The organism is Paenibacillus sp. 05T425 (assembly GCF_056396205.1).
Genome location: NZ_JBFTLA010000001.1, coordinates 730,249 through 753,437, shown reverse-complemented (window position 1 = coordinate 753,437; position 23,189 = coordinate 730,249). Strand labels below are relative to the sequence as shown.

Below are 23,189 nucleotides of genomic sequence, written 5' to 3'. Positions count from 1 at the left end.
ATCATGAGGGGGTCCCAAGAGCCGATGGCTTTTGAGGCTCCCTCTTTATCATTTGCTGTTCAATTACCTCGAACGGTTTCGGTTCCGATATTGCTTAGGCGTTACTCCCGCATGTTTCTTAAAGATCTTAATGAAATGGGTCTGATCATAGAAGGTGAGCCTTGCGCCAATGGTGGATATCATGTCTTTGGAATGGTCGAGCAGCTTCTTGGCCTCTTCCACTCGCTCCCTTTGGATATAGTTCATCAAAGGTAAACCGGTTTCTTTCTTGAATAGCTGGGACAAATAGTTAGGGTTGAGTCCGGACACATCCGAAAGCTGCTGTAGCGTAATTTCTTCGAATAGATGAAGGTAAATATATTCTTTGCTGTCTTGGACTGGTTTGGAACAGCTGTTTTTGCGATTCTGGTCTACGCGGTCAGCAAAATCTACAATAGCTCCGATAACGGCAGCCTCTACCAATGCCAGTTCGTTCAATTCTTCGACGTGCTGCATGTGCAATTCGAACAGCTTGCTGGCTAATTCCTCATTGAGCCCTCCCTCCACGGCAGCATTGCTGCTTAAGGCTAAACCGCATATGGAAAAGTTTTTCACATTTCGAAGGTAACTTCGTTTAGAGAGCATCCCGTTTTGGCTGCTGCTGTTGGTAGCCTTGGCCAACATCTTCATCAGTTCGATTTTATTGCCGCTTCGAATGAGGGCAAGCATCTGATGCGAACTTGAGCTTCCGACCTGAAAGACGGAAAATTCTCGGTGATCGGCAAGCGCAAGTTCACTCTCCTTCAATTGATCCGATCCATATGGAAAACTGGACTGAAGCACATCCGTAATGTCCAGCGCCTCTTGATTAATCATCCAATTCGCCGACACGCATATATGCAATAATCGCAGACGGTTCATGATCGGCAGGTTGTGCCAATATTCCATCCATTTCGAACGCTCCTGAATCGGAATTCCATAATCGTTCAACAGTTGGTTAAAGATCTCGCCGTTCGGTTCTTGCCGGGTGGTGGGACCGATAACGATAATGGTCTGGGAGTGATTGTTCCGTCTTACGGGCACAACGACAAACTGCTCCATGTAATTCGTTTCGTGAATAACTGGACCAATCAGGTTCCTTGCTTGTCTAACTACTGAACGGAACATTTCATGTGGATCGGAAAAGAAGGGATGCGTTGGCAGGCTGGAGCTCCAGATGTATTCCACCTGTGAGTCATCATTCGATTTACAGAAAACCGGCAGCTGCAAACTTTCATGAATCAGTTTACCCAAATAGCTTATATCGGGAAAATCACCAGTTATGAACATAGCAAGGCCTCGATTTCATACCGTTTTTCTACATATCATACCATCTTCCGACGCTGATGTATGTCATAATGCATTTGTAAGTGCTTTCAAGACGATAGAGCGGAGGCTAAGATTATGGCAGCTGAAGAGGCGGTGCCCCATGAAGCCATTGGGGAAGGCGAACATTCAAAGTTGAAACGAGGGGAAAAGATCGCTCTCGTCATCGGGAACGCGCCTAATACGTTTCATTATCAAATCATTCAAATGTATTTGTTATTTTTCTATACGGATTTTATGAAAATTAATCCGGCCTTTATTGCCGCGTTATTTCTCGTTGTTCGTATTGTGGATGCTTTAGTTGCTCCTCTATTTGGCGCCTTCATGGATAAAGTAAAGACACCATGGGGGAAGTACACGCCGTGGTTTATGATCTTAGGCGTCCCCTTTGGTATTTGCGGTTGGTTAACCTTCAGCATTCCTGACTTAAGCGACACAGGTAAGGTCGTCTATGCTGCTATCACCTATACGGTCTATAGTGTTTTTGCCTCTATTATTACAATCCCGGGCAATGCGGCTGTACCAACCGTTACCAAAAGAATTGATGAACGAATAACGATCGGTCAACTTAGCTTCCTGTTTATTTTGATTGGGGCTTTGATTGTTCAAGTAGGTACCGTGCCTTTGTACAAAGCATTCGGCGGAGGCGACGATGCTAGAGGTTTCTCCCTATTAATGGCGGCGGCAGCTGTCTTTACCGTTTTAATAGCCATCTATCAATCCATGAAAATTAAAGAAAGATATGTAGTAGCAGCTAATCGCGAGGAAAAGTCTCCCTCATTCAAAAAGATGCTTACGGCTACTTTTACGAACAAATACGCGGTCATCTTATATGTGTTTCTGTTCGCAAACGCGATATCGTCCGGTATTCGGTCAGGCGTTCAAATCCATTTTTACAAATACTTTTTCCACAACGAAGGCTTAATGGCGATCATGGGGATTATTATTCTCATTCCAACCCTTATTGGGGTAGCCTTCAGCCAGCGGGTAATACGGCGTTTTGGTTTGAGAAATACAGTATTGGCTGGCGTTATCGTAAATGTAGCAGCATGTCCCGTTATGTTATTCATTCCAGCTAATAATACCGGGCTTATTATTCATATTGTTGCATCCGTTATTACCGGTTTAATTAGTGCATGCGGCAGTCCCGCCCAAGGCGCCATGATGCCAGCTGCAATTGATTATACGGAATGGAAAAGCGGGCTGAATATTAATGCATTTATGAGCTCTTTCAATGGATTTATACAAACCTTTGCAACTGCTTTATCAGGTGCAATAGCAGCCGGTGCACTAATGGTTATCGGTTATGTGCCGGGAGCGGAACAAAGCAGTTCAACACTGTTTGGGCTCAGGATATTAGTAGGCGTACTGCCTGCTCTGTTCCTTATCCTTCAATTAAGCATGTTATGGTTCGATCTAACCGAGGAGAAGCAGGCTCAAATAACGAGAGACCTTGCAAAAAGAAGGAAAGATGCCAATGGCGTCACACGATGAATCAGGAGGAAAATAAGATGACTAATCAATCGCTTTACAACGGGTTGCAAGACCCGCAGTTCCAACATCCCTATGTGGATATCGATGAATGGCGGGATGAGCCTGTGCGCCATCGTTACATTCATGGCGGATTCGAGGGGAATGATACAAGGTTTTCGTTCTACTTCCCGCCTACGGAAAGTTATGAGAAACGTTTCTTTCAACCCGTCTACCCGGTTCAGGGCAGTGAGAACGCAGCCCAAAGCCATATTGACGGCGTGGACAATAAAATTGGTTTTGCCATTTCCCGCGGCGCCTATTTGGTAGAAACCAATATGGGCGGAGCGTCCGATGACTTTAGCCTTGTTTATCGCGCAAGCGCCGCAGTCGCGCTATATTCCCGGGTCAAGGCGGCTGAGTTGTTCGGCACTCACCGCCCTTACGGTTATATTTACGGCGGCAGCGGCGGCGGGTTCAAAACGATGAGCTTCATAGAAAATACGACAGGCGTTTGGGACGGCGCAGTGCCGTTCGTCATTGGAACACCAATGGCGATTCCGAATGTGTTCACGGTACGCGTACACGCGATGCGAATTCTGCGGGATAAGTTCCCAGCGATTATTGATGCGCTTGAGCCTGGCGGCAGCGGGGATATGTATGCCGGATTAAATGAGGAAGAGAGACAAGCACTTGAAGAAGTGACGAGAATGGGTTTCCCTCCCAAGGCGTGGTTTGCCTACAAAGAAATTGGCGATGGAGCGCTCACGGTACTGTCTCCCGCCGTTATGAAGATGGACCCGTCATACTTTGAGGACTTCTGGACCGTTCCCGGATACCTTGGCTATGATCCCGAAAGTTCAGCTTCCAGAGCGCGTCTTCAACATAAGACAGTTGTGTCGGAGGTCATTCGACCGCGGCAGACAGAGGTTACGGATTCCGACGCCGCTGTGAAGATGGGCGTCGACGACGCGTGGAAAATGCTTACGGAAGGTCAGGAGTCCATACCTTCCTTTAAGCTGGCAGATGTGCCAGCGGGGGATGTCTATTTGGATGGAGCTTATATCCGCATTACGAGCGGCGAGGCTGCCGGTCTGAAAATTCCTCTTGGCGGAATCAACGGAAACATCGTCACGGTTGGAGCGGCATTCGGATTTTTCACATCCGTTCAAACCTTGGAGCTAGTGAAGCCAGGCGACGAGATCGTGCTCGATAACTCGGATTATATCGCTCTTCAAACGTACCACCGTCACCAGGTTCCGACCAGCGATTATTCGGTGTGGGATCAGTATCGGGACGACAACGGCGAGCCGTTGTATCCGCAGCGTCCATTCCATGTCGGGCCGGCTGTTGCCTTCGGCGGGGCAGGTTCTGTTCAAAGCGGCCGTTTCGAAGGAAAAATGATTGTCGTGCAAACGTTAATGGACGAGAGTGCGTTCCCTTGGCAAGCCGACTGGTATAGAACGAAGGTTACAGAATCACTAGGGGAAAAGCTGGATGATCATTTTAGACTTTGGTTTGTTGACCACGCTTTGCATGCCGATACGAGCTCGAACCATGTTTTAGACGGACTCCATATTGTCACGTACATCCCAGCTCTGCATCAGGCGCTTCTCGATTTGAGCGCATGGGTAGAAAGAGGTGTTACCCCTCCTGCCAGCACGAACTACCATGTTGAAGAAGGACAGGTTATCGTTCCGTCCACAGCCGCAGAGCGCAGAGGCATTCAACCGGTCATTTCTCTCAAAGCCAATGATGGCGAGCGGGCGGAGGTTTCGGTGGGAGAAACGGTCAACTTCAAGGCAGAGATCGAGGTTCCGCCGAATACGGGTAAAGTCGTCTATGCGGAATGGGATTTTGAAGGGGAAGCCACCTTTCCGATCCATGCGCAGATTAGCCGCGTTAATGAAGAAGAATCACAAGCGGTGGTAGAGGCAGCCTACGCCTTCAACAAACCTGGAACCTATTTCCCGGTATTGCGCGCTGCGTCAGACAGGGAAGGCAATAGCGGTGACTTGTATACGCAAGTGTTGAATCTAGCTCGAGTTCGAGTCGTCGTGAAATAAATTCGGATTTGAACAACATGAACAGGGGAGCTGCTCCCGAAGCAGCTCCCCGTTTTTGTCTGATTTCACACAACTACAACGCAGCCGTAATCATCCACGAAACGCCGTATTTGTCCGTGAGTTCTCCATAATAGATACCGAAGGGTTGACGCTCAATTGGATGTTTGACGTGGCCGCCGACTGCAAGCTTGCCGAAAGCGTCGCCCGCGTCCTGTTCGGAGTCGAACTCGAGCTCGAGCGAGAGACCTGTTCCCCGAGTAAACGATTCAATAGCATCGGCCATGAAGATGGCATGTCCGCCTGCAACCATGACGCATAGGTGCATCACTTTATCCTTCAGCTCATGTTCTGCGCCCATTAGATCTCCGTGCGTGGCGACGGACACGATCTCTCCTCCAAGCGACTGCGCGTAGAATGCCGCTTGGCTTCTCGCATCCTCCGAAATGATATACGGCTTCAAGCTTCCCATCATTTAATCATCCTTTCTAAGGACTCTCGAAGCTCCTTATCATCTAATTCCCTACCTCAAAGGTTTAACCTTCTACAATATCGTTATACTTCTCGGAAATTTTCGTCCAGTCCGGATGCTGCCGGTCGCTGCTATCGAGCAGTTCCAACAGCCTGCCATCGATCGCCGGATCAACGGAGGCATTGCGATGAATCCCGATATCCAGTGCAACGAGCAGCAGCTTCGCGAGATCGAGCCCTTCAAGTCCCGTGGAAACCAGATCCGCCGGGAAAAACTTTACCAGCATATTGTGCGCGGCCCCGGTATCCTCCTTGGAGTACATCAGATCGTACAGAATCGCAAAATGTTCCGCATTTTCCGCACTCTCTATGGTTCTTAAGAAGGTGGGGGCATTGACTTCTGCATTCGGCGTTCCGATAAAGAGCGTATTGCCGCCCATATCCGTCACCATAAATCGTCTGTCTTCCTTCAAATCTTTCAATTTCGATATACGTGGGACACCCGTACGAGGGATTTTACCAAGCGCTTGTTTCAATCCGGTAGAGAACGCTTCGTGTACCGCATTTACATCATCCACACTCATATAGCACATACTTGGATTTTCGGCCGGCAACGTTCGTTTGCTGCCATAAAAGTGAATTTCAATGGATCCATATTGCACAACGGCATAAGGATTCGGGCGAGTGTACAACTGAACAATGGTGAATCCGAGGTTTTCGTAAAAGGCGACCTGTTCCTTTATGGACGGACACGGTAAAATAGGAATGATTTTATCCATTAGCGTTCAACTCCTGCCGGGGGATTTAGCTTACAACCTTAGCGTACAACATTCATGCAAATGATAAGGTTTGGAGAAATGCAGGCACTAAGAAAGAGGGGATGGCATGAAACGAAAAAGCATCCGAATGCGCTTAATGTTGTTAATGATTCTACTCGCTACGCTTCCGGTATTAATCGTGACGCTTATTGCAACCGTTAACACGCGAAACTCGGTCGAGGAAGAGATCATTAACGCCAATCTTTCGCGGATCGAATGGTCCGAGCAATATTTGAACGAACTTATTGAGCAGATCGATATTCTGTTTTATTCGCTGCAGATCAATCAAGAGCTGGTGTCCGGTTTGGACGACACGGACAACCCCGATGTCAGCGTGCAGTATCGGTCGCTGAATCATATTCGCGAGGCGCTATCGTCGCAGTTCTACACCAATTCCCGCAAAATCGATGAACTAACGCTTTACATGCATGAAAGCCAAAAAGCGATTACCGTCGATTTTGCCAATAATGGTACCGTCTATCCGTTGACCATCGACGATACGGCTTGGAAGCGGCTGCTGCGCGAGCCGATCAACATCTACTTCAAGCAAACGAATGAAGGCATCTATGCTTATCATAGCATTAACCGGTTCGAGGACCGAATGCTTCTAGGCGGCATCGGCGTTCGAATTAACCGCGACGTATGGCAGCAGGTCAGCCATATCCTGCAGTCGGAGGCGGAGAGCACCGTATTTCTGCTCAATGACGAAGGAGAGACGCTCTCCGGCTCAACGGTATCGGAGCAGACGGACGACATTCGCGCGCTTCTGACTGACCAGATGCTGAGCGGCAACGATGAGCCGTATATCGTAGAGGGCGGGTACTTCTTCTTTATCAAAATAATTGCCGGCGGTCAGCTCACGATCGTCAAAGCGATTCCGTTCTCGACCGTATCGGAAAGCGCAAGGCCTACGATTGTCGCAGGCGCTCTGATCGGAGGATTTTTCGTTCTATTGTCTCTGTTGCTGTCCGTATTGTTCTCGCTCCGAATTACACGTCCAATCATCGGACTCGCCAAGTCTATGCGCCATGCTCATGTCAGCAATTTCGAGCAGCATTCCATTCAGAGCCAGGATGAAATCGGGCTGTTGGAGCGGGGCTATAACGCGATGATGGGAAGAATCAAAGAGCTGATCGAGGTGGAGTATCAGCAGGAGATCGAAGTGAAGAAGGCGCAGCTGCTGGCACTGCAAGCTCAGATCAATCCTCACTTTTTGCATAATACACTCCAATTGATCGGGGGCATGGCGTTATCCGTTAATGCGGTTAAGATTCACGAAATTACGCTTGTCGTCGGCGATTTGCTGCGTTATTCCATTAGCACCGACGGGGAGCTTGTGAAGCTGGACGAAGAGCTTCGACATATGCGCAACTATATTTTTATCCAGGAAAATAGGTTCTACGGTCGCTGCCAAGTGGGGATGGACGTGGACGAGCAGGTGCTTGCCAGCCAGCTGCCGCGGTTCACGCTGCAGCCTATCGTAGAGAATGCTTTCGAGTACGGCTTGCAGCCGAAGAGAGGTAGCTGGCATCTCTTTATTCGCATGAAGCGGATTCGGAATCGATGCGTCTTCATCGTCGTGGATCAAGGGATCGGCATTGTGCCGGAGCGGCTGGAGGAAATCAGAGATCGGCTCAAAGGGCGCATTACTTTGAATGCAGGACAACAGCAGTCTGCAGGGACGGGGAGAAGAAAAGGCGTCGGCCTCCATAATGTGAATGCGAGAATGGTGCTTCAATTCGGCGATAAACATCGTATGCGCGTGTTCAGCAAAGCCGGCGAGGGAACGATGATCGTCATCAGTTGGCCCTATGTCAATACGGGAGAGGAGCTTGGTGGGAATGCTGAAAGTGTTGATCGTGGATGATGAGCCTTGGTCCAGAGCGGTCATTAAGTCGCTTGGTGCTTGGGATCGTTACGATATGGAAGTGATAGCGGAAGCGGAGGACGGCATCGAAGCGCTGGAGATGATGCAATCGTTCAACCCGGAAGTCGTCATTACCGATATGCGAATGCCGGGGCTCGAGGGGGTTGAACTGCTGGATGCAATGAGAAGCGGCTTCCCGGAAGCGTCGATTATCGTCATGAGCGGATACGACGATTTTGTTTATTTGAAGCAAGCAATCCGCTCTAAGGTTATCGAATATATGCTGAAGCCGATCCGCGCCGAGGAGTTGAATGCCGCATTATCGCTTTGCGTAGAGGAATGGCAGCGAAGGCGCGCGGCAGCCTCGCCGGTTCTATTCATGGACGAGAAGCTGCTCACGCATTACATGGCGTACCGGCAACGGATTTACGACCACTTGGTCAGCTTGAACAAGAAGGCGCTGCTAGAGGAATTGGACAAAATGGGACGCGAGCTCGAGAGCGCCGTTCCGGAGCAGCAGTTCGGGGCTATGGCAGAACGGGTATCTCGCGATTTATTGCTGATGGCCGAAGAGACGGCGAACAGTACGAACGAAATTGCCGGTGTGGAGCTTCCTGCTGCAACCGCTTGGTCAACAAGAGAGGAACTCGTTAACGGTCTCGGCGACGTATATGGTCAGGTCATTGGGGCGATCATGGAATATCAGAAAAACCGGATTAAGCTCGATATCGGCGAGGTAGAAGCTTACTTGGCTAACCACTTCCTAGAGACGTTGTCGCTGGAGAAGCTGGCCGCGCATTTTCTCGTGACGAAGGAGCATTTAAGTAGAGCGTTCAAGGCGGCTGCCGGCGAAACGATAACGGAAAGAATGATACGCCTGCGCATGGAGAAGGCCAAAGGGCTAATCAAAGATCAGCAGGCAACGATCAAGGACGCGGCGGAGCTGTGCGGCTACAAGGACCTCGCCTATTTCTACCGGGTGTTCAAAAATCATTTCGGAATAACGCCGGGCGAGCTGCGGGGCGAAGAGAAGTAGCACATCAATATTGTACAATTCGCCATGTTAATACGCTGGAAAGACTTGAATTCCTATTTCCTCTACACTGAGAGTGCACTCAAACGAAAGGGGTAATAGAAATGAAGAAAGCGCTTTATATCGTACTTTCACTTATGCTTGTCGCAACGCTTGCATCGGCCTGCGGCTCTAACTCGGCGAACTCCGGAGGCAATTCCGGCGAAGGAACGAGCGATTCGCCCAAGAAGGTCGAACTGAAGGTATTCATGAACTTCCCTCGCTTTAAGGAACAGTTCGACAGCTACTTCGACCAATTCAAGGCGAAGGAGCTTGCGGACAAAAACATCGATGTCACAATCAAGCTCGAGATGCCGAATCCGGATCAAGCGAAGCAAATTTTGGAGACGCGCATGGCATCCAACGATGCACCGGACGTATTCACGCTCCATGCGATCGCCGATGTGCCAAGGTATTACAAAGCGGGCTACTTAAGCGACATGTCGGATCAGCCTTTTGTATCTAAGCTGTACGACAGCGTTAAGCAGACCGTTACGCATGACGGGAAAGTAGTCGCTTTGCCGATGGAGAGCTTATCGTGGGGATATCTCTACAATAAGACGATATTCAGCGACTTAGGCATTACGCCTCCGCAGACGCTCGACGAGATGAAAGCCGCCATCGAGAAGCTTAACGCGGCTAACATTAAACCGTTCGAACTATCGTTCCAAGAGTCGTGGATTCCGCAGCTGATGATGGCTTTGTCCCTTGGAGGCATCGTATCGTCAGAGCATCCTGATTGGGTCGAAAAAATGAACAAAGGCGAAGCTTCGTATGGGGATGTGCAAGATGTGTTCAACATTATCGACCTCATCATGGCGAACGGAACGGATAAGCCGTTCGAAGTAGGAAGCGCCGCTGGCTCAACCGACTTCGCGGGCGGCAAGGCAGCGATGTGGGTGCAAGGTCCATGGCAGGCCGAGTCGATTCTGAAAGCGAATCCGGACATGGAATTCGGCGTAGCGCCGCTTCCTGTCAGCAATGATCCGAAAGGCACGATGATCAACCTGGCGACTTCGACTTCTCTTGCCGTCTCTCCGACAAGCAAGAACAAGGAAGTTGCGCTCGACCTCGTCAATTATATTCTCGACGACAACGATTCCTCCGCACTGTTCGAGGAACTGAAGTTCAATCCGGTTGCCGAGCAGCATAAATACGACACGTACCCATGGGTGACGGAAGCGAGCTCGTATGTATCGCAAGGCAAAGCTTATCTAGACCTGTCGCTGCCGAACGGCGTAACCGACGAAACGGCGAAGCTGCTTCAAAGCTATTACGCGAAGTCGGTAAGCAAAGAGGATATGATCAAGTCGCTCGATAAGACTTGGGCGAATGCGCTGAAAGCAGGCCAGTAACGGATGAACGGTTGGGAGAGTGAGAAAATTGCATAGGACCAAACATCGTAAGAAGACACTCATCCTGCTGGCCTTCGTACTTCCTGCTTTATTGTTTTACGCCGTATTCATGCTCGTTCCCGCGATCGGCGGGGCATGGTACAGCTTTACGGATTGGAACGGACTGAATCCCACCTATAACTGGGTGGGGTTCTCCAATTATGTCGAGGCGCTGACGCAGGATTCCTTTTTTGTTGATTCGGTTTGGTTTACTTTGAAATATGTCATAGCGATGGTTGTGCTGCAAAATGTATTGGCTGTGTTCCTTGCGGTATTGATTGAATCGCGCGGGCGCAGCAAAGGCTGGTTCCGGACGATTTTCTTCATGCCGAACATGATTAGCATGATTATCGGCGGGTTCATGTGGTTGTTTATTTTCACCAAAGCTTTGCCTTATATCGCGGAGCATGCCGGAATGCTGTTCCTCGATCGTTCGTGGATCGGCGATCCGACCTATTCCTTCTATGCGATCGTTATCGTCTCGTTATGGGGAGGCGTCGGTTACCTCATGGTTATCTATATCGCATCCCTGCAGGGCGTCGCCCAATCGCTGAAGGAAGCGGCCGCCATTGACGGGGCGAACGGCTGGCAAATCTTCCGCAATATTACGCTGCCGATGATTTATCCGGCGGTGACGATCGGTATATTTGTCACGTTAAACAATTCGTTTAAGGCGTTCGACGCGGTATTCGCGCTCACCGGGGGCGGACCTGGACGATCGACGCAGGTCATTGCGCTTAATATTTTCGAGGAAGCGTTCAAAATGAGCGGCCGGTACGGCTACGCAAGCGCGAAAGCAATGATACTGTTCCTTGTAGTCCTCATCATTACGCTGGTACAGCTAAGAATCATGAAGCGGAAAGAGGTGGAGGCATGAGGAACGGTTCGAGACGTTTGGTGTTCTCCATAATCGTGTGGGTTGTGCTTGTGCTAGGGGCATGCGTGACGTTGTTTCCGATCTATATGGGCATCCTTAATTCCTTGAAGACGGAAGGGGATATGATGAACAACATCCTGTCCATTCCCGCGCAATTCGAGTTCGGCAACTATAAGGATGCGTTCAAGAAAACGAATTATATGCGCAGCTTGGGCAATACCGCGCTCATATCCGTTGCGGGTTTGGTAGGCATTATCGTATTCTCCTCGATGGCCGGGTATAAGCTGTCGCGAACGCCGGGCAAGCTGAGCACGTTTTTGTTCAATTTGTTCGTCCTGTCGATGCTGATTCCGTTCCATTCAATTATGATCTCCTTGAATCGCGTATCGATGGCGCTCCAGGTGCAAGGCACATTGGTCGGCTTAAGCATGATCTATGTCGGGCTCGGCGTATCGATGGCCATCTTCTTGTATCATGGATTTGTGAAATCGATCCCTCGGGATATCGACGAAGCGGCGGTTATCGACGGCTGCGGGGAACTGCGATTGTATGTTACGGTCATCTTGCCATTGTTAATGCCAATAACGATGACGGCGGCGATTCTGAATCTGCTATGGATGTGGAACGACTTCCTGCTTCCGCTTCTTATGTTGTCCGATTCGGATCAATATACGCTGCTGTTATCGATCAATATGTTATTCGGGCAGTACGGGAACAACGACTGGGCGGCTATCTTGCCGGCGCTCGTACTCACAATGCTGCCAGTCATCGTCGTCTATCTATTGCTGCAAAAATATATTCTTAACGGCGTAGGCGACGGGGCGGTTAAGGGTTAAAAGTTAAGAGGAGAGGAGCGTAAGCGGTGAATTTTGATCAAAGGGAAGTTAACGGATTCCTGTATGCGGACGGAAAGAAACTGAGAAACGGCGTAGGCGAGGAAGTGCTGCTTCGCGGCGTCGGGCTCGGAAGCTGGCTGCTTCCCGAGGGCTATATGTGGAGGTTCCCGGGAAAGGGCGATCGGCCGCGTCGTATTGAGCAGATGATCGTCGGTTTAATCGGCGAGGAAGAGGCAGGACGTTTTTGGCAAACGTACTATGAAAACTATGTTGCGGAAGCGGATATTCGGCGGATGGCCGAGGAGGGCTTCAATTCGCTTCGTATTCCGATTAATGCGCGTTTTCTCATGCGGGAAAGCGAGGCTGGGCAGGTCTGGCATGACGAACATCTGGCGATGCTGGATCGTATTATTGACTGGTGCAGGACGTATCGAATCTACGCGATTCTTGATCTGCACGGCGCGCCGGGCGGGCAGACGGGAACGAACATCGACGACTCGGAGAACGATCTTCCCGAGCTGTTCACGGATGAACGGAACAAGCAGCAAACGGTAGAGCTATGGCGTATGCTGGCCGAGCGCTATAAGGATGAGTGGATCGTGGCTGGTTATGATCTGCTTAATGAACCGCTTCCGAATTGGTTCGCGCAATATAACGACCAAGTGATGCCGCTTTATGTCGATATCATTAATGCCATTAGAGAAGTTGACAGCAAACACCTCATTATATTGGAGGGCGTGCATTGGGCGACGGACTGGTCGATCTTCACGACACTGCCGGACAATAATGTGCTGCTGCAATTCCATAAGTATTGGAACAACCCCGATACGGAGAGCATTCAGATCTACCTGGACAAAAGGGACGAGCTGAACGCTCCGCTGTTCATGGGCGAAGGCGGAGAGAACAATAAGGACTGGTACACGGGAGCGTTCCGGTTGTTCGAGGATCACGACATTTCGTGGAACTTCTGGACGTGGAAGAAGCTAGATACGACAAATTCGCCTTGCTCGGTGAACTTGCCGGAAGGCTGGCACAAGCTGGTGGCTTATCTGGAAGGCGGAAGCAAGCCGGGGGCAGCGGAGGCGCGGGCGATTCTTAATGAATATTTGCATAACCTGTTAATCCAGAACTGCACGTATCACGCCGATGTCGTTCATTCGCTGTTCCGCCGGGTGCCGGTGCGTATTCCTGCGATTTTCTACGGGTATAAGGGTGAAGGTGTGAGTTACGGACGTGCTTCCAGTGGGCGAGCTGAGGGAACTGAAGGCATTGCCGGCTTCCGTTCGAATGACGGTATGACGTTCCGATTCGTCGACAGCGAGCGCGTCGAGGCTAACTTCCAGCATGGGCAAGGGCAGGAGTGGCAGTCGGACGAATGGCTGTGCATCGAGCTGGCAGCTGGCGATTGGGCGACGTATGAGATCACGACAGCTGGGCAAGCTGCCGGTTTGAATGCTGAGCTAAGGGTGCAGTTGAAGGATGAATCTGCTGAGTTATACGTCATGTTGGATCAAGCAGTGATCGGTCGCATAAGCGGCGAGGCTTCGGAATGGAGGACAGCGACGGTTAGCAGCGAGGCAGCGGTAGAGCCCGGCCTTCATAGTCTGAAGATCCATGCCGGTCGCGGACCTGTACAGATCCAGTGGTTGAAGGTATCCTCAGTGTAGAAAAACATATCAAGCTGAACGCGATAAACGCCAAATAACTGGAATAACTCCTGTTAATCTATTGTTAAATGGGGCCGATAGGTGAATAACTGGAAATTCTCCCGTTAATATCGCTTCCCGTCCTCATGCTCAAAGAATAGGCTGAAATTTACGGGAGAAATTCCATCTATTGCTCAAAATTGAAGCATTGAGTTCATAATCAACGGGAGGAAATCCTGTTATTTTTACGAAGTCGGATGAAACGAAAGGACGCCGGAGAATCCTCTGCTGAGCAGGGAATTCTCCGGCGTTTATTGTTTAGTAGTTGTTTAGTGAGCCTGACGAGGGATTGCCTTCGTTTTCTTTTTGCCAGCGGGGCTTTCCTGCTCCTTCAGTTGAGCAAGCAGCTTATCGCCTTCCACATCGAGGTTCGGAAGCGACTTGTCGAGCCACTTCGGCAGCCACCAGGCTTTATCGCCGAAGATCGCCATGACGGCCGGAACAAGCGCCATACGGACGAAGAAAGCGTCGATCAGGATGCCGATCGCGAGCGCGAAGCCGATCTGCTTGATCATAATATCATGAGCGAAGATAAAACCGGCGAAGACGGAAACCATGATGACGGCTGCAGCTACGACGACGCGGGCTGCTTGGTCATAGCCGTGAATGACGCTCTCCTTGCCATGATGCCCATGAACGTAAGATTCGCGCATGGAGCTGACGAGGAACACTTGATAATCCATCGCAAGTCCGTACAGAATGCCGGTAACCATAATCGGCATAAAGCTGAGCAGCGGTCCGCCCGTATCGAAGCCGAACAGGTCATGCACCCAGCCCCATTGGAACACGGCAGTCGTAATCCCGAAAGTGGCGAGTACGCTGAGCAGGAAGCCAACAGTAGCTTTGACCGGCACGATGATCGAACGGAAGACGAGCAGCAAAATAATAATCGAAAGAATGACGATAATGCCGACGTAAAGCGGGAATACCTCAGCCAGCTTTGACGACATATCGATGTTGATTGCGGTGAAGCCGGTAACGCCAATCTTAACGTCATGCGACTGAGCCATGCTGGAATCGATGTCGCGAAGCTCTTGGACCAAATCTTTCGTCTCTTTGTCCGTTGGCCCAGTCTTCGGAATGAGGCTAATGATAGCCATGTCGCCGTTCTTGTTGACGCCCATAGGCGTTACGACCGAAACGTTGTCATGCTGCTGAAGCTCTTGAACGAGTCCGCCCAGCGTTTCCATCGTTATCGCAGTTGATGATCCTTGCGGCTCGGCGACCAGGAGCAGCGGACCGTTGAAGCCCTCGCCGAAACCGTTCGAAATCGCGTCGTAGCTTTGTCTTGCCGTCGTGTCTAGGTTCGCCGTAGCGCCGGAAGGAATACCCATCTCCATCTTCGCGACCGGAATCGCAGCAGCGCCGAGAATGACGATAACGGCAACGACGATAGCCCAGCGACCTTTTACGACTGCCGTTACCCAGCGGTGCGCAAATCCATTTGGATTCGTATTTGCTTGAGTGCTGACTTTCGCGCGTGCTTTGGCCGAGCAAATGCGTTCACCGACTAGACCGAGCAATGCCGGCAGCAGGGTCAGCGCAACCAATACATTGGCAAGAACGGCTACAGCGGCAACAAGCGCCATTGCGGATAAGAAACCAATACCGATCACAAGCATGCCGCACAAGGCGATAATAACGGTCAAGCCTGCGAAAAATACGGCGCTGCCAGCAGTGCCGACCGCTCTGCTCGCGGCTTCCCGGGCGCTAAGTCCTTGCTCGAGGATCATGCGGCGCTGACGGTTCACGATGAACAGCGAGTAGTCGATACCGACCGCGAGTCCAACCATCAAGGCAAGAACAGGCGTTAGATCGGTCATGTGGAACACGTTCGAGAAGGCGAAAGCCCCGCCTACGCTTATGCCTACGCCCATAAGAGCGGTCAGAAGCGGCAAACCTGCGGCAACGACCGAACCAAGCGTCATGAAGAGGACGACAGCCGCGACGGCGATGCCGATTGCTTCCGTCGAGCCGATTGCAGGCTTGGTGGAGAGCGAGTCACTCGGGAGTACAGTAACACCGGCTTGCTCGACAGGCGATACGGCATCGATGACCAAATCAGGTACTTCTTCGGGCAAAGACATTTGTTGGACGGTGAATTGGAATTGGAATAAAGCAACGCTGCCATCCGATGCGATCATGACGCCGGGCACGGGAACACCGTCTATCATCATAGGTCCGTATGGCGGCAATTCGCCGGAAGCGGCTTGCTGGGAAGCTGCTGCATCGGCTTGCTCAGCCTGACCGCCTTGAGCAGCGGCATCGGTCATCGATGCTCCAGCTTGAGCGGCCAGTTCAATCGGATTAATGACATATTCAAGAGTGTACACTTTATTAACGGCTTCGCTTATTGAACTCAAACGCTCAGCCGTGTCCAGACGTTCGCCATTAGGCGCCGTAAATACGATGCTGGCTTGACCGCCAGAAGCTTCCGGTAGCTCAGCCGACAGCTGGTCTAACACCTTCTGTGATTCCGTGCCCTCGATTTTCATATCGGAAGTGACATGAATACCGTTCACTCCAAGTATAGCGAGCACAATTCCGAGGATCGCAATCCAGCTGACAATGAAATACCATGGTTTGGAATAGGCAGCTTTGCCCATCCGGTACAGGAAAGTTGACATGCGTTAGCTTTTCTCCTTTGTTTGCGGAAATATAGGATGTAATGAATTAAAATCCTTTGCGTAAGTAATCGAACATCGTATCCAGATAGTGATCGAAAGTTACCGCATGAGGGGTTTCCTCTGCTGATTCACCAGGAAGCAGCACGCTCATGCTCCCATCAAGCAGCGGCAACACGGCTCCGTATACGGCGCCGACGAGAAGATGCGTGTACCCTTCGGGATAACGTCCGCGAGACAACTCGCTTATCGTTTCCTGTGCCGTTGCTTGCAGACTGCGAAGCGCGCTGAGAATGTACGGCTCAAGTGTCGGGTTATGCTTAGAAAGCGAAATAAGCTGTTGCAATTTCGATAGATGCTCGGTTGTAAGCTGCAGCTTCATCAAATTGTACAGGATATCCAGCGGCGTCATGGCCTCGTCTAAGCGTCCGATCCAATCTTCGACCTCATCGGCGCCATGGAAGATGACTGCCGCGGAAGCAACGGCTTCTTCTTTGCAGGAATAATAATTCGCGAACGTTCTTCTAGAGTATCCGGCCCGCTGCACAATATCCTCGACGACGAATCCGTCCAACCCTTTCTCAAGCGCAAGTGCGAACGCAGCATCGGCTAGCGAATTGGCGGTAGCTTCTCTTTTCATATCGCGCAAGCTTTGTTTGTTCATCATACATTCGCCTAAGCGCTCACCTCATTTCATATCTATATTATTGCCCAATGGGCAAACATGCACAATGTGCAAAGTGTTACGATTTTGTGGCGATAGCCAAAGTCGTCAAAATGCTAATCAAAAAGTCGTAATTATGTTAGTCGGCTAACAAGTTTTGAGGTATAATCTAGGAAAGAATGAAAGGATAAGGGGGTGCAGAATGGATAATGACAGATCGGTTGCGCTTGAGCTTAGAACGGTGAGGAATTTGTTGAAACGGCAGGTTGACGGGTTCATTCACTATAAGTACGGCGATCAATTGACCGGCATGCACGGATGGGCGCTGAAGTTTTTCGTCGATAACCGGCACAAGGAGATTTTCCAGCGCGACTTCGAGAACCACTTCCAAGTTAGACGCTCGACCGCGAGCAAGATTTTACAGCTAATGGAGAAGAATAATCTTATCGTCAGACAATCCGTTGCCTACGACGGCAGGTTAAAGCAAATCATTCTTACGCCGATGGCTATTGAGTACTGCGAAGCCATTTTTGGCAAGTACGTCGAATTAGAGCGTGAGTTAAAGAAGGGTTTGTCGCGGGATGAGCTGGATACGTTCTTTAATGTGATTGATAAAATCAAAAGCAATCTAGAGTAGCAACCGCCCTAGTTGTTGGAAAGGCTTAAATTAAAGTAATATAGTAATAAAGCTTATTGTTCAAATATAAGAAAGTATAAATTACTATTTATACTGTGCTTATATTTCACCGCGAAACGTTTGCTGTTGCCGCCAAAGGATGGCGTCAGCCGTTTACGCTTGCATAGCTAACAATTACAGTAGAGAGAGGGCGCGTTCGGTAGATGCTTAAGATCTTAAAGTATTTTAATCCGAAAAATGTGTGGTTTATTATCATCAGTACCGCTTTTATTGTGCTCCAGGTATGGCTCGACCTGAAGCTTCCCGATTATTTGGCCGAAATTACGAAGCTGGTGCAGACCGAAGGCAACTCCTTGAGTCAGGTCTGGGAGCCGGGCGCCTATATGATGATGTGCGCGATCGGAAGCTTAATCGCTTCTTTCATCGTCGTCTATCTCGTGGCGCAGAGCGCCGCATCGCTTGCTAAGCGACTAAGAGGCCTGCTCTTCGATAAGGTCGAATCGTTCTCGATGGCCGAGATGAATAAATTCTCGACTGCGAGCCTTATTACTAGATCGACGAACGATATTACGCAAGTGCAGACGATCGTGGCGATGGGTCTGCAGGTTATGATCAAAGCGCCAATTCTAGCCGTCTGGGCGGTTGTGAAGATTTCCCACAAGAGCTGGCAATGGACGCTCTCTTCGGGCGTTTCGGTTGCGCTGCTTCTGCTCATGATCGCGATCGTCATCTTGTTCGCCATGCCGAAGTTCAGAGCGATTCAAGGATTAACCGATCAATTGAACCGGGTAACGAGAGAAAGCTTGACCGGTCTGCGAGTGATACGCGCCTATAATGCGGCTCCGAGCCAAGAAGTAAAGTTCGAACACGCGAACAAGGATTTGACCGACGCCAATCTGTACACAAGCCGATTAATGGCGTTAATGATGCCGGTCATGAGTCTGATCATGAGCGGATTAAGCCTCGCGATCTACTGGATCGGCGCTTATCTGATCGATGGGGCGGATGCGGCGCATAGGCTCGGCTTGTTCAGCGACATGGTCATCTTCTCTTCCTATGCCATGCAGATCGTTATGGCCTTCATGATGCTGTCGATGGTATTCTTCATGCTGCCGCGGGCATCGGTATCGGCCAAGCGTGTAATGGAAGTGTTGAATACGGAACCAAGCATCAAGGACGGCAGCTCGAAATCATCTAACCAAACTAAGACCGGTGAGATTGAATTCCGAAATGTCAGCTTCAAGTATGCCGATTCGGATGAATACGTGCTTCAAGACATCAGCTTCGTTGCGCGAAAAGGCGAGACGGTTGCGTTCATCGGCTCGACGGGCAGCGGAAAGAGTACGCTCATGAACCTGATCCCGAGATTTTATGACGTGACGGACGGAGAGGTGCTCGTAGGGGGCGTGAACGTCAAGGATTACTCGCTTCGTGATTTGCACAACAAGCTGGGTTATGTCCCTCAGAAAGCAGTATTGTTCACCGGAACCGTGACATCCAACGTCGCATATGGCGATAACGGGAAAGCGGCAGGTTCAGCGGACGATGTGAAAAAAGCGGTAGCGATCGCTAAGGGCACAGAGTTCGTCGAGAAGCTTGAAGGCGGCTACGAGGGCAGCGTCTCGCAAGGCGGAACGAACTTGTCGGGCGGCCAGAAGCAGCGGCTATCTATTGCTAGAGCGGTTTTCCGCAGGCCGGACATTTATATTTTCGACGATTCCTTCTCCGCGCTTGATTACAAGACAGACCGCCAGCTGCGCTCCATGCTGATGCAAGAAACAGCAGAAGCTACCAACCTGATTGTGGGACAGCGAATCGGAACGATCAAGGATGCCGATCTGATCCTCGTTCTCGACGAAGGCAGAATCGTAGGAAGAGGCACGCATCAAGAACTGCTGCAGACCTGCGAGGTCTATCGTCAGATCGCTAACTCTCAGTTGTCGAAGGAGGAGCTCGAAATTGGCTAAACCACAACAACCTGCAACAAAACCAAATATCGATTTCAAAGGCACAATGGGCAAGCTGGTTGCTTATTGCCGGCCGTATCTTCCTCTTATTATCGCTGCCTTACTGTTATCCGTCGTGGGCACGATATTTACGATTATCGGACCAAGTCAGCTGGAAGCGATGACTGATCACATCACCGCGGGCTTAATGGGTGAGCTTGATATGGACGCGATCGCCAGGATCGGCATTCTGCTCTCCGTCCTGTACGGATTAAGCGTCGTCTTCTCGTACTTCCAAGGCTTTATCATGGCTACAGTCACGCAGAAGGTATCGCGAGGGTTGCGAACGCGCATCTCGCAGAAGATCAACAAGCTGCCGCTGAAATATTTCGACTCCAACAGCAACGGCGACGTGCTGAGCCGCGTGACGAATGACATCGATACGATTGGTCAAACGATGAATCAGAGTATCGGGATGCTCGTAACATCCGTTACGATGCTGGTCGGCTCCTTGATTATGATGTTCGTTACGAATGTATGGATGGCGCTCACGGCGATCGTGTCGACCTTCCTAGGATTTGCTTTCATGACTGTGATGATCAAAAAATCGCAAACACATTTCGTCCACCAACAAGCGAACTTGGGCGCGATGAACGGCCACGTCGAGGAAATCTTCTCGGGCTATGATGTCGTTAAGGTCTATAATGGCGAGCGGAAAGCGAAGGAAACGTTTAACGAAATTAACGATAAACTATATGAAAGCTCATGGAAGTCGCAATTCCTATCCGGCTTGACGATGCCGCTTATGATGTTCGTCGGCAACTTCAGTTATGTAGCGGTCTGTATTGTTGGCGGCGCATTAGCGATGAACAATCACATTTCGTTTGGTGTCATCGTCGCTTTCATGCTCTATGTAAGGTTGTTCTCGCAGCCCCTCGGGCAAATCGCGCAGGCCGCAACTACGCTGCAATCGACGGCTGCCGCATCCGCGCGCGTATTCGAATTCCTGGAGGAGAAAGAGCTCGAGGACGAGAGCGGTAAATCGAAGGTGCTTAAGGACGTTAAGGGCCAAGTCGAGTTCCGTCATGTTACGTTCGGTTATAATCCCGATAAGCTGATTATCCATGATTTCTCGGCACGCGCTTTGCCTGGCCAGAAGATCGCCATCGTAGGCCCGACGGGTGCGGGCAAGACGACGATCGTCAATCTGCTGATGCGATTCTACGAGTTGAACGGCGGGGAAATTGCAATCGACGGCGTTCCGATCCACGAGATTCCTCGGGAAAACGTGCATGAGCAGTTCTGTATGGTGCTGCAGGATACGTGGCTATTCGAAGGAACGATCAAAGAAAATATCGTCTTCAATAAGCAAGGCGTTACCGATGCCATGGTGAAGGACGTGTGCAAAGCGGTTGGCATTGACCATTTCATCCGAACATTGACGCACGGCTACGACACCGTATTGAACGAGCAAGTGAACCTTTCCGCAGGACAGAAGCAGCTCATTACTATCGCAAGAGCTTTGATCGCGAATGCGCCGCTGCTCATCCTCGACGAGGCGACGAGCTCCGTCGATACGAGAACGGAGTTGCTCATTCAGGAGGCGATGGACCGGCTGATGGCGGGACGCACGTCGTTCGTTATCGCGCACCGACTGTCTACGATCAAGAACGCCGACATCATTCTCGTCATGAAGGACGGCGATATTATCGAGAGCGGCAACCATCTGGAACTGCTAGCGGCGAACGGCTTCTATGCCGATTTGTACAACAGCCAGTTCGAGCATGATGAAGCAGCAGTGTAATAAGCGACGTATCGGCTTGACAACCGCTCGCATACAACGTATATTTTGATGAAATGAATATAGTGAGGTTCTCTAGGGTTCCGCGGCATGCGATGCAATGCCGGTCCGGTCCGAGAGAGAGCCCGCAGCCGATCGGCTGCGACACGGAAGGATAAAAGCCTGGGAGATAAACCGCGTTATGCGGTTTATTTCTCGGGCTTTTATTTTTTTTTCATTTAATACGCCATACTAACGGCAATATCAAGGAGGAATGAATGATGAACAAAACGTGGTTATCGGTCGTAATTGCAGCGGTATTCGAGGTAGGTTGGGTTATTGGTTTAAAGCATGCGGACAGCGGGCTGGAATGGGTAGGAACGGCAATCGCTATTTTTGTTAGTTTTTATTTGATGATCAAGGCTACTCGTACGTTGCCGGTAGGCACCGTATATGCCGTATTCGTTGGTTTGGGGACTGCCGGGACGGTCATAGCCGAGATTCTATTGTTCGATGCTGAGGTCCAAGCGATGAAAATGGTATTGATCGCTCTGCTGCTTCTAGGCGTGATAGGCTTGAAGCTCCTTAGTAAAGACAAGAAGAAGGAGGCGAAGGGCGTATGAATTGGCTGTTTTTGATTATGGCAGGCATATTCGAAATGTTTGGCGTCGTCCTTATTAATACGTTCAATCAAGCCCGTAACTGGAAACCATTGCTTTTGCTGATAGTAAGCTTTGGCCTTAGCTTCCTATTGCTGTCGCTAGCGATGAAGACGTTGCCGATGGGTACGGCTTACGCGGTATGGACCGGGATCGGCGCTTCTGGCGGTGCGATACTCGGTATGCTTATCTACAAAGAGCCTCGCAGTTTCTTGAGGTTACTATGCATAGGCGTGGTGTTGGGCTCGGCGATCGGCTTGAAGCTGGTGGCGTAAATAGGATCGTTTCAAAGAGTTGTTTTATAAGACACCCGAGCGGTGTCTTTTTTTATTGGATTCACGTTTATGCTTGTCCTTACGGTCCAGAAAGTCGTGATAGCGATAGCCAATAAGTCTTAAAAGTGTTAGTGAGGGAATGCGTTAACTTTTACAATCAAATCAGATCAAATAAATAAGTAACTTATCTATTCAGATATACACGCGAAAGGAGAGTCGAATGGATCACGAATCGTTGGAGCTCATGAAGGTATTCGGGCATCTGTACCGCAAAAATATCGAAGCCCGCATAGACGCTGCTAACCAAAAAGTAAATGAAGCCCGTATGATGTCCATCCTCATGGAAAGAGAACATGACCCTATGAGCGTAATGGAGCTCAGCGAGTATTTGGGAGTAACTTCTCCATTCGTATCCCAGCTCTTGAACGATATGGTCGAAAGGGATCTCATTGTGCGCGTTAAAGATTCGGCAGATCGTAGGGTTGTTAGAGTTTCGTTAACCGAGAAGGGAAAACAGAAAGCCGCCTATGTTCTCCGATATTCCCGCGAGCTTTACGAAGGTTTGGCGGAGCATCTGGGTGCCGAAGAAAGCCGCATGTTGTCCAATCTGCTACAGAAATCGATCGATTATTTCGATGACAGAATATTCAGTTCAAAAAAAGTGAAATGAAGAGGAGCGAATAACA

At 50.2% G+C, this 23,189-nt stretch carries 19 protein-coding genes and 1 riboswitch; of the genes, 14 read left to right on the top strand and 5 right to left on the bottom strand.

Annotated features, from left to right (window positions below):
• Positions 1-63: 63 nt before the first annotated feature.
• Complete coding sequence (locus AC1DF0_RS03160; RefSeq protein WP_477573039.1) at positions 64-1,206, bottom strand: helix-turn-helix domain-containing protein; 1,143 nt, start codon at positions 1,204-1,206, stop codon at positions 64-66.
• A gap of 216 nt (positions 1,207-1,422) precedes the next feature.
• Between AC1DF0_RS03160 and AC1DF0_RS03155 the strand changes: the two genes are divergently transcribed.
• Together AC1DF0_RS03155 and AC1DF0_RS03150 are read left to right on the top strand one after the other, a co-directional pair.
• Positions 1,423-2,838: an MFS transporter gene (locus AC1DF0_RS03155; RefSeq protein ID WP_477573038.1), complete on the top strand. Its 1,416-nt coding sequence runs from the start codon at positions 1,423-1,425 to the stop codon at positions 2,836-2,838.
• 17 nt (positions 2,839-2,855) lie between these two features.
• A complete protein-coding gene (locus tag AC1DF0_RS03150) occupies positions 2,856-4,880 on the top strand; it encodes a hypothetical protein (protein ID WP_477573037.1) in 2,025 nt (674 codons plus the stop codon).
• A 73-nt stretch (positions 4,881-4,953) separates the two neighbouring features.
• On the opposite strand, the gene AC1DF0_RS03145 is transcribed toward AC1DF0_RS03150, so the two are convergent.
• Together AC1DF0_RS03145 and AC1DF0_RS03140 are read right to left on the bottom strand one after the other, a co-directional pair.
• The gene (locus AC1DF0_RS03145; RefSeq protein ID WP_477573036.1) at positions 4,954-5,352 is read right to left on the bottom strand and encodes a VOC family protein; all 399 of its coding nucleotides are present in this window, start codon (positions 5,350-5,352) and stop codon (positions 4,954-4,956) included.
• A gap of 61 nt (positions 5,353-5,413) precedes the next feature.
• On the bottom strand, positions 5,414-6,127 hold the full coding sequence (locus tag AC1DF0_RS03140) for a VOC family protein (RefSeq protein ID WP_477573035.1): 714 nt from the start codon (positions 6,125-6,127) through the stop codon (positions 5,414-5,416).
• 106 nt (positions 6,128-6,233) lie between these two features.
• On the opposite strand from AC1DF0_RS03140, the gene AC1DF0_RS03135 reads away from it, so the two are divergent.
• From AC1DF0_RS03135 to AC1DF0_RS03110, 6 genes are all read left to right on the top strand, one after another.
• On the top strand, positions 6,234-8,033 hold the full coding sequence (locus AC1DF0_RS03135) for a sensor histidine kinase (RefSeq protein WP_477573034.1): 1,800 nt from the start codon (positions 6,234-6,236) through the stop codon (positions 8,031-8,033).
• Positions 8,008-9,069 (top strand): response regulator transcription factor, encoded by a 1,062-nt coding sequence (locus AC1DF0_RS03130; RefSeq protein ID WP_477573033.1) that lies wholly within the window; start codon positions 8,008-8,010, stop codon positions 9,067-9,069. Before AC1DF0_RS03135 ends, AC1DF0_RS03130 begins: the two co-directional genes overlap by 26 nt.
• 101 nt (positions 9,070-9,170) lie before the next feature.
• The gene (locus AC1DF0_RS03125) at positions 9,171-10,460 is read left to right on the top strand and encodes an ABC transporter substrate-binding protein (protein WP_477573032.1); all 1,290 of its coding nucleotides are present in this window, start codon (positions 9,171-9,173) and stop codon (positions 10,458-10,460) included.
• A 28-nt stretch (positions 10,461-10,488) separates the two neighbouring features.
• Positions 10,489-11,376: a carbohydrate ABC transporter permease gene (locus tag AC1DF0_RS03120; RefSeq protein ID WP_442052695.1), complete on the top strand. Its 888-nt coding sequence runs from the start codon at positions 10,489-10,491 to the stop codon at positions 11,374-11,376.
• On the top strand, positions 11,373-12,212 hold the full coding sequence (locus AC1DF0_RS03115) for a carbohydrate ABC transporter permease (protein ID WP_477573031.1): 840 nt from the start codon (positions 11,373-11,375) through the stop codon (positions 12,210-12,212). Before AC1DF0_RS03120 ends, AC1DF0_RS03115 begins: the two co-directional genes overlap by 4 nt.
• A gap of 26 nt (positions 12,213-12,238) precedes the next feature.
• Positions 12,239-13,879: a cellulase family glycosylhydrolase gene (locus tag AC1DF0_RS03110; protein WP_477573030.1), complete on the top strand. Its 1,641-nt coding sequence runs from the start codon at positions 12,239-12,241 to the stop codon at positions 13,877-13,879.
• A gap of 308 nt (positions 13,880-14,187) precedes the next feature.
• Here AC1DF0_RS03110 and AC1DF0_RS03105 read toward each other — a convergent pair whose 3' ends face one another.
• A complete protein-coding gene (locus tag AC1DF0_RS03105) occupies positions 14,188-16,545 on the bottom strand; it encodes an MMPL family transporter (RefSeq protein WP_477573029.1) in 2,358 nt (785 codons plus the stop codon).
• Positions 16,546-16,591: 46 nt separating this feature from the next.
• Positions 16,592-17,209 carry a TetR/AcrR family transcriptional regulator gene (locus AC1DF0_RS03100; RefSeq protein WP_442052699.1) on the bottom strand — a complete coding sequence of 206 codons (618 nt, stop codon included), beginning with the start codon at positions 17,207-17,209 and terminating at the stop codon, positions 16,592-16,594.
• A gap of 199 nt (positions 17,210-17,408) precedes the next feature.
• On the opposite strand from AC1DF0_RS03100, the gene AC1DF0_RS03095 reads away from it, so the two are divergent.
• The 6 genes from AC1DF0_RS03095 to AC1DF0_RS03070 all read left to right on the top strand — a co-directional run bounded on the left by AC1DF0_RS03095 (position 17,409) and on the right by AC1DF0_RS03070 (position 23,173).
• Entirely contained in the window at positions 17,409-17,843 is a 435-nt protein-coding gene (locus tag AC1DF0_RS03095) for a MarR family winged helix-turn-helix transcriptional regulator (RefSeq protein WP_442052700.1), read from the top strand.
• A 203-nt stretch (positions 17,844-18,046) separates the two neighbouring features.
• Entirely contained in the window at positions 18,047-19,810 is a 1,764-nt protein-coding gene (locus AC1DF0_RS03090; RefSeq protein ID WP_442052701.1) for an ABC transporter ATP-binding protein, read from the top strand.
• A gap of 46 nt (positions 19,811-19,856) precedes the next feature.
• On the top strand, positions 19,857-21,593 hold the full coding sequence (locus AC1DF0_RS03085) for an ABC transporter ATP-binding protein (RefSeq protein WP_442052709.1): 1,737 nt from the start codon (positions 19,857-19,859) through the stop codon (positions 21,591-21,593).
• 61 nt (positions 21,594-21,654) lie between these two features.
• Positions 21,655-21,761, top strand: a riboswitch (guanidine-I (ykkC/yxkD leader).
• An 89-nt stretch (positions 21,762-21,850) separates the two neighbouring features.
• On the top strand, positions 21,851-22,192 hold the full coding sequence (locus tag AC1DF0_RS03080) for a DMT family transporter (RefSeq protein ID WP_442052710.1): 342 nt from the start codon (positions 21,851-21,853) through the stop codon (positions 22,190-22,192).
• Positions 22,189-22,503 (top strand): SMR family transporter, encoded by a 315-nt coding sequence (locus AC1DF0_RS03075; protein ID WP_475823989.1) that lies wholly within the window; start codon positions 22,189-22,191, stop codon positions 22,501-22,503. The genes AC1DF0_RS03080 and AC1DF0_RS03075 overlap by 4 nt, the downstream gene beginning before the upstream one ends.
• Positions 22,504-22,723: 220 nt before the next feature.
• Positions 22,724-23,173, top strand: a complete 450-nt coding sequence (locus AC1DF0_RS03070) for a MarR family winged helix-turn-helix transcriptional regulator (protein ID WP_477573028.1) — start codon at positions 22,724-22,726, stop codon at positions 23,171-23,173.
• Positions 23,174-23,189 lie beyond the last annotated feature (16 nt).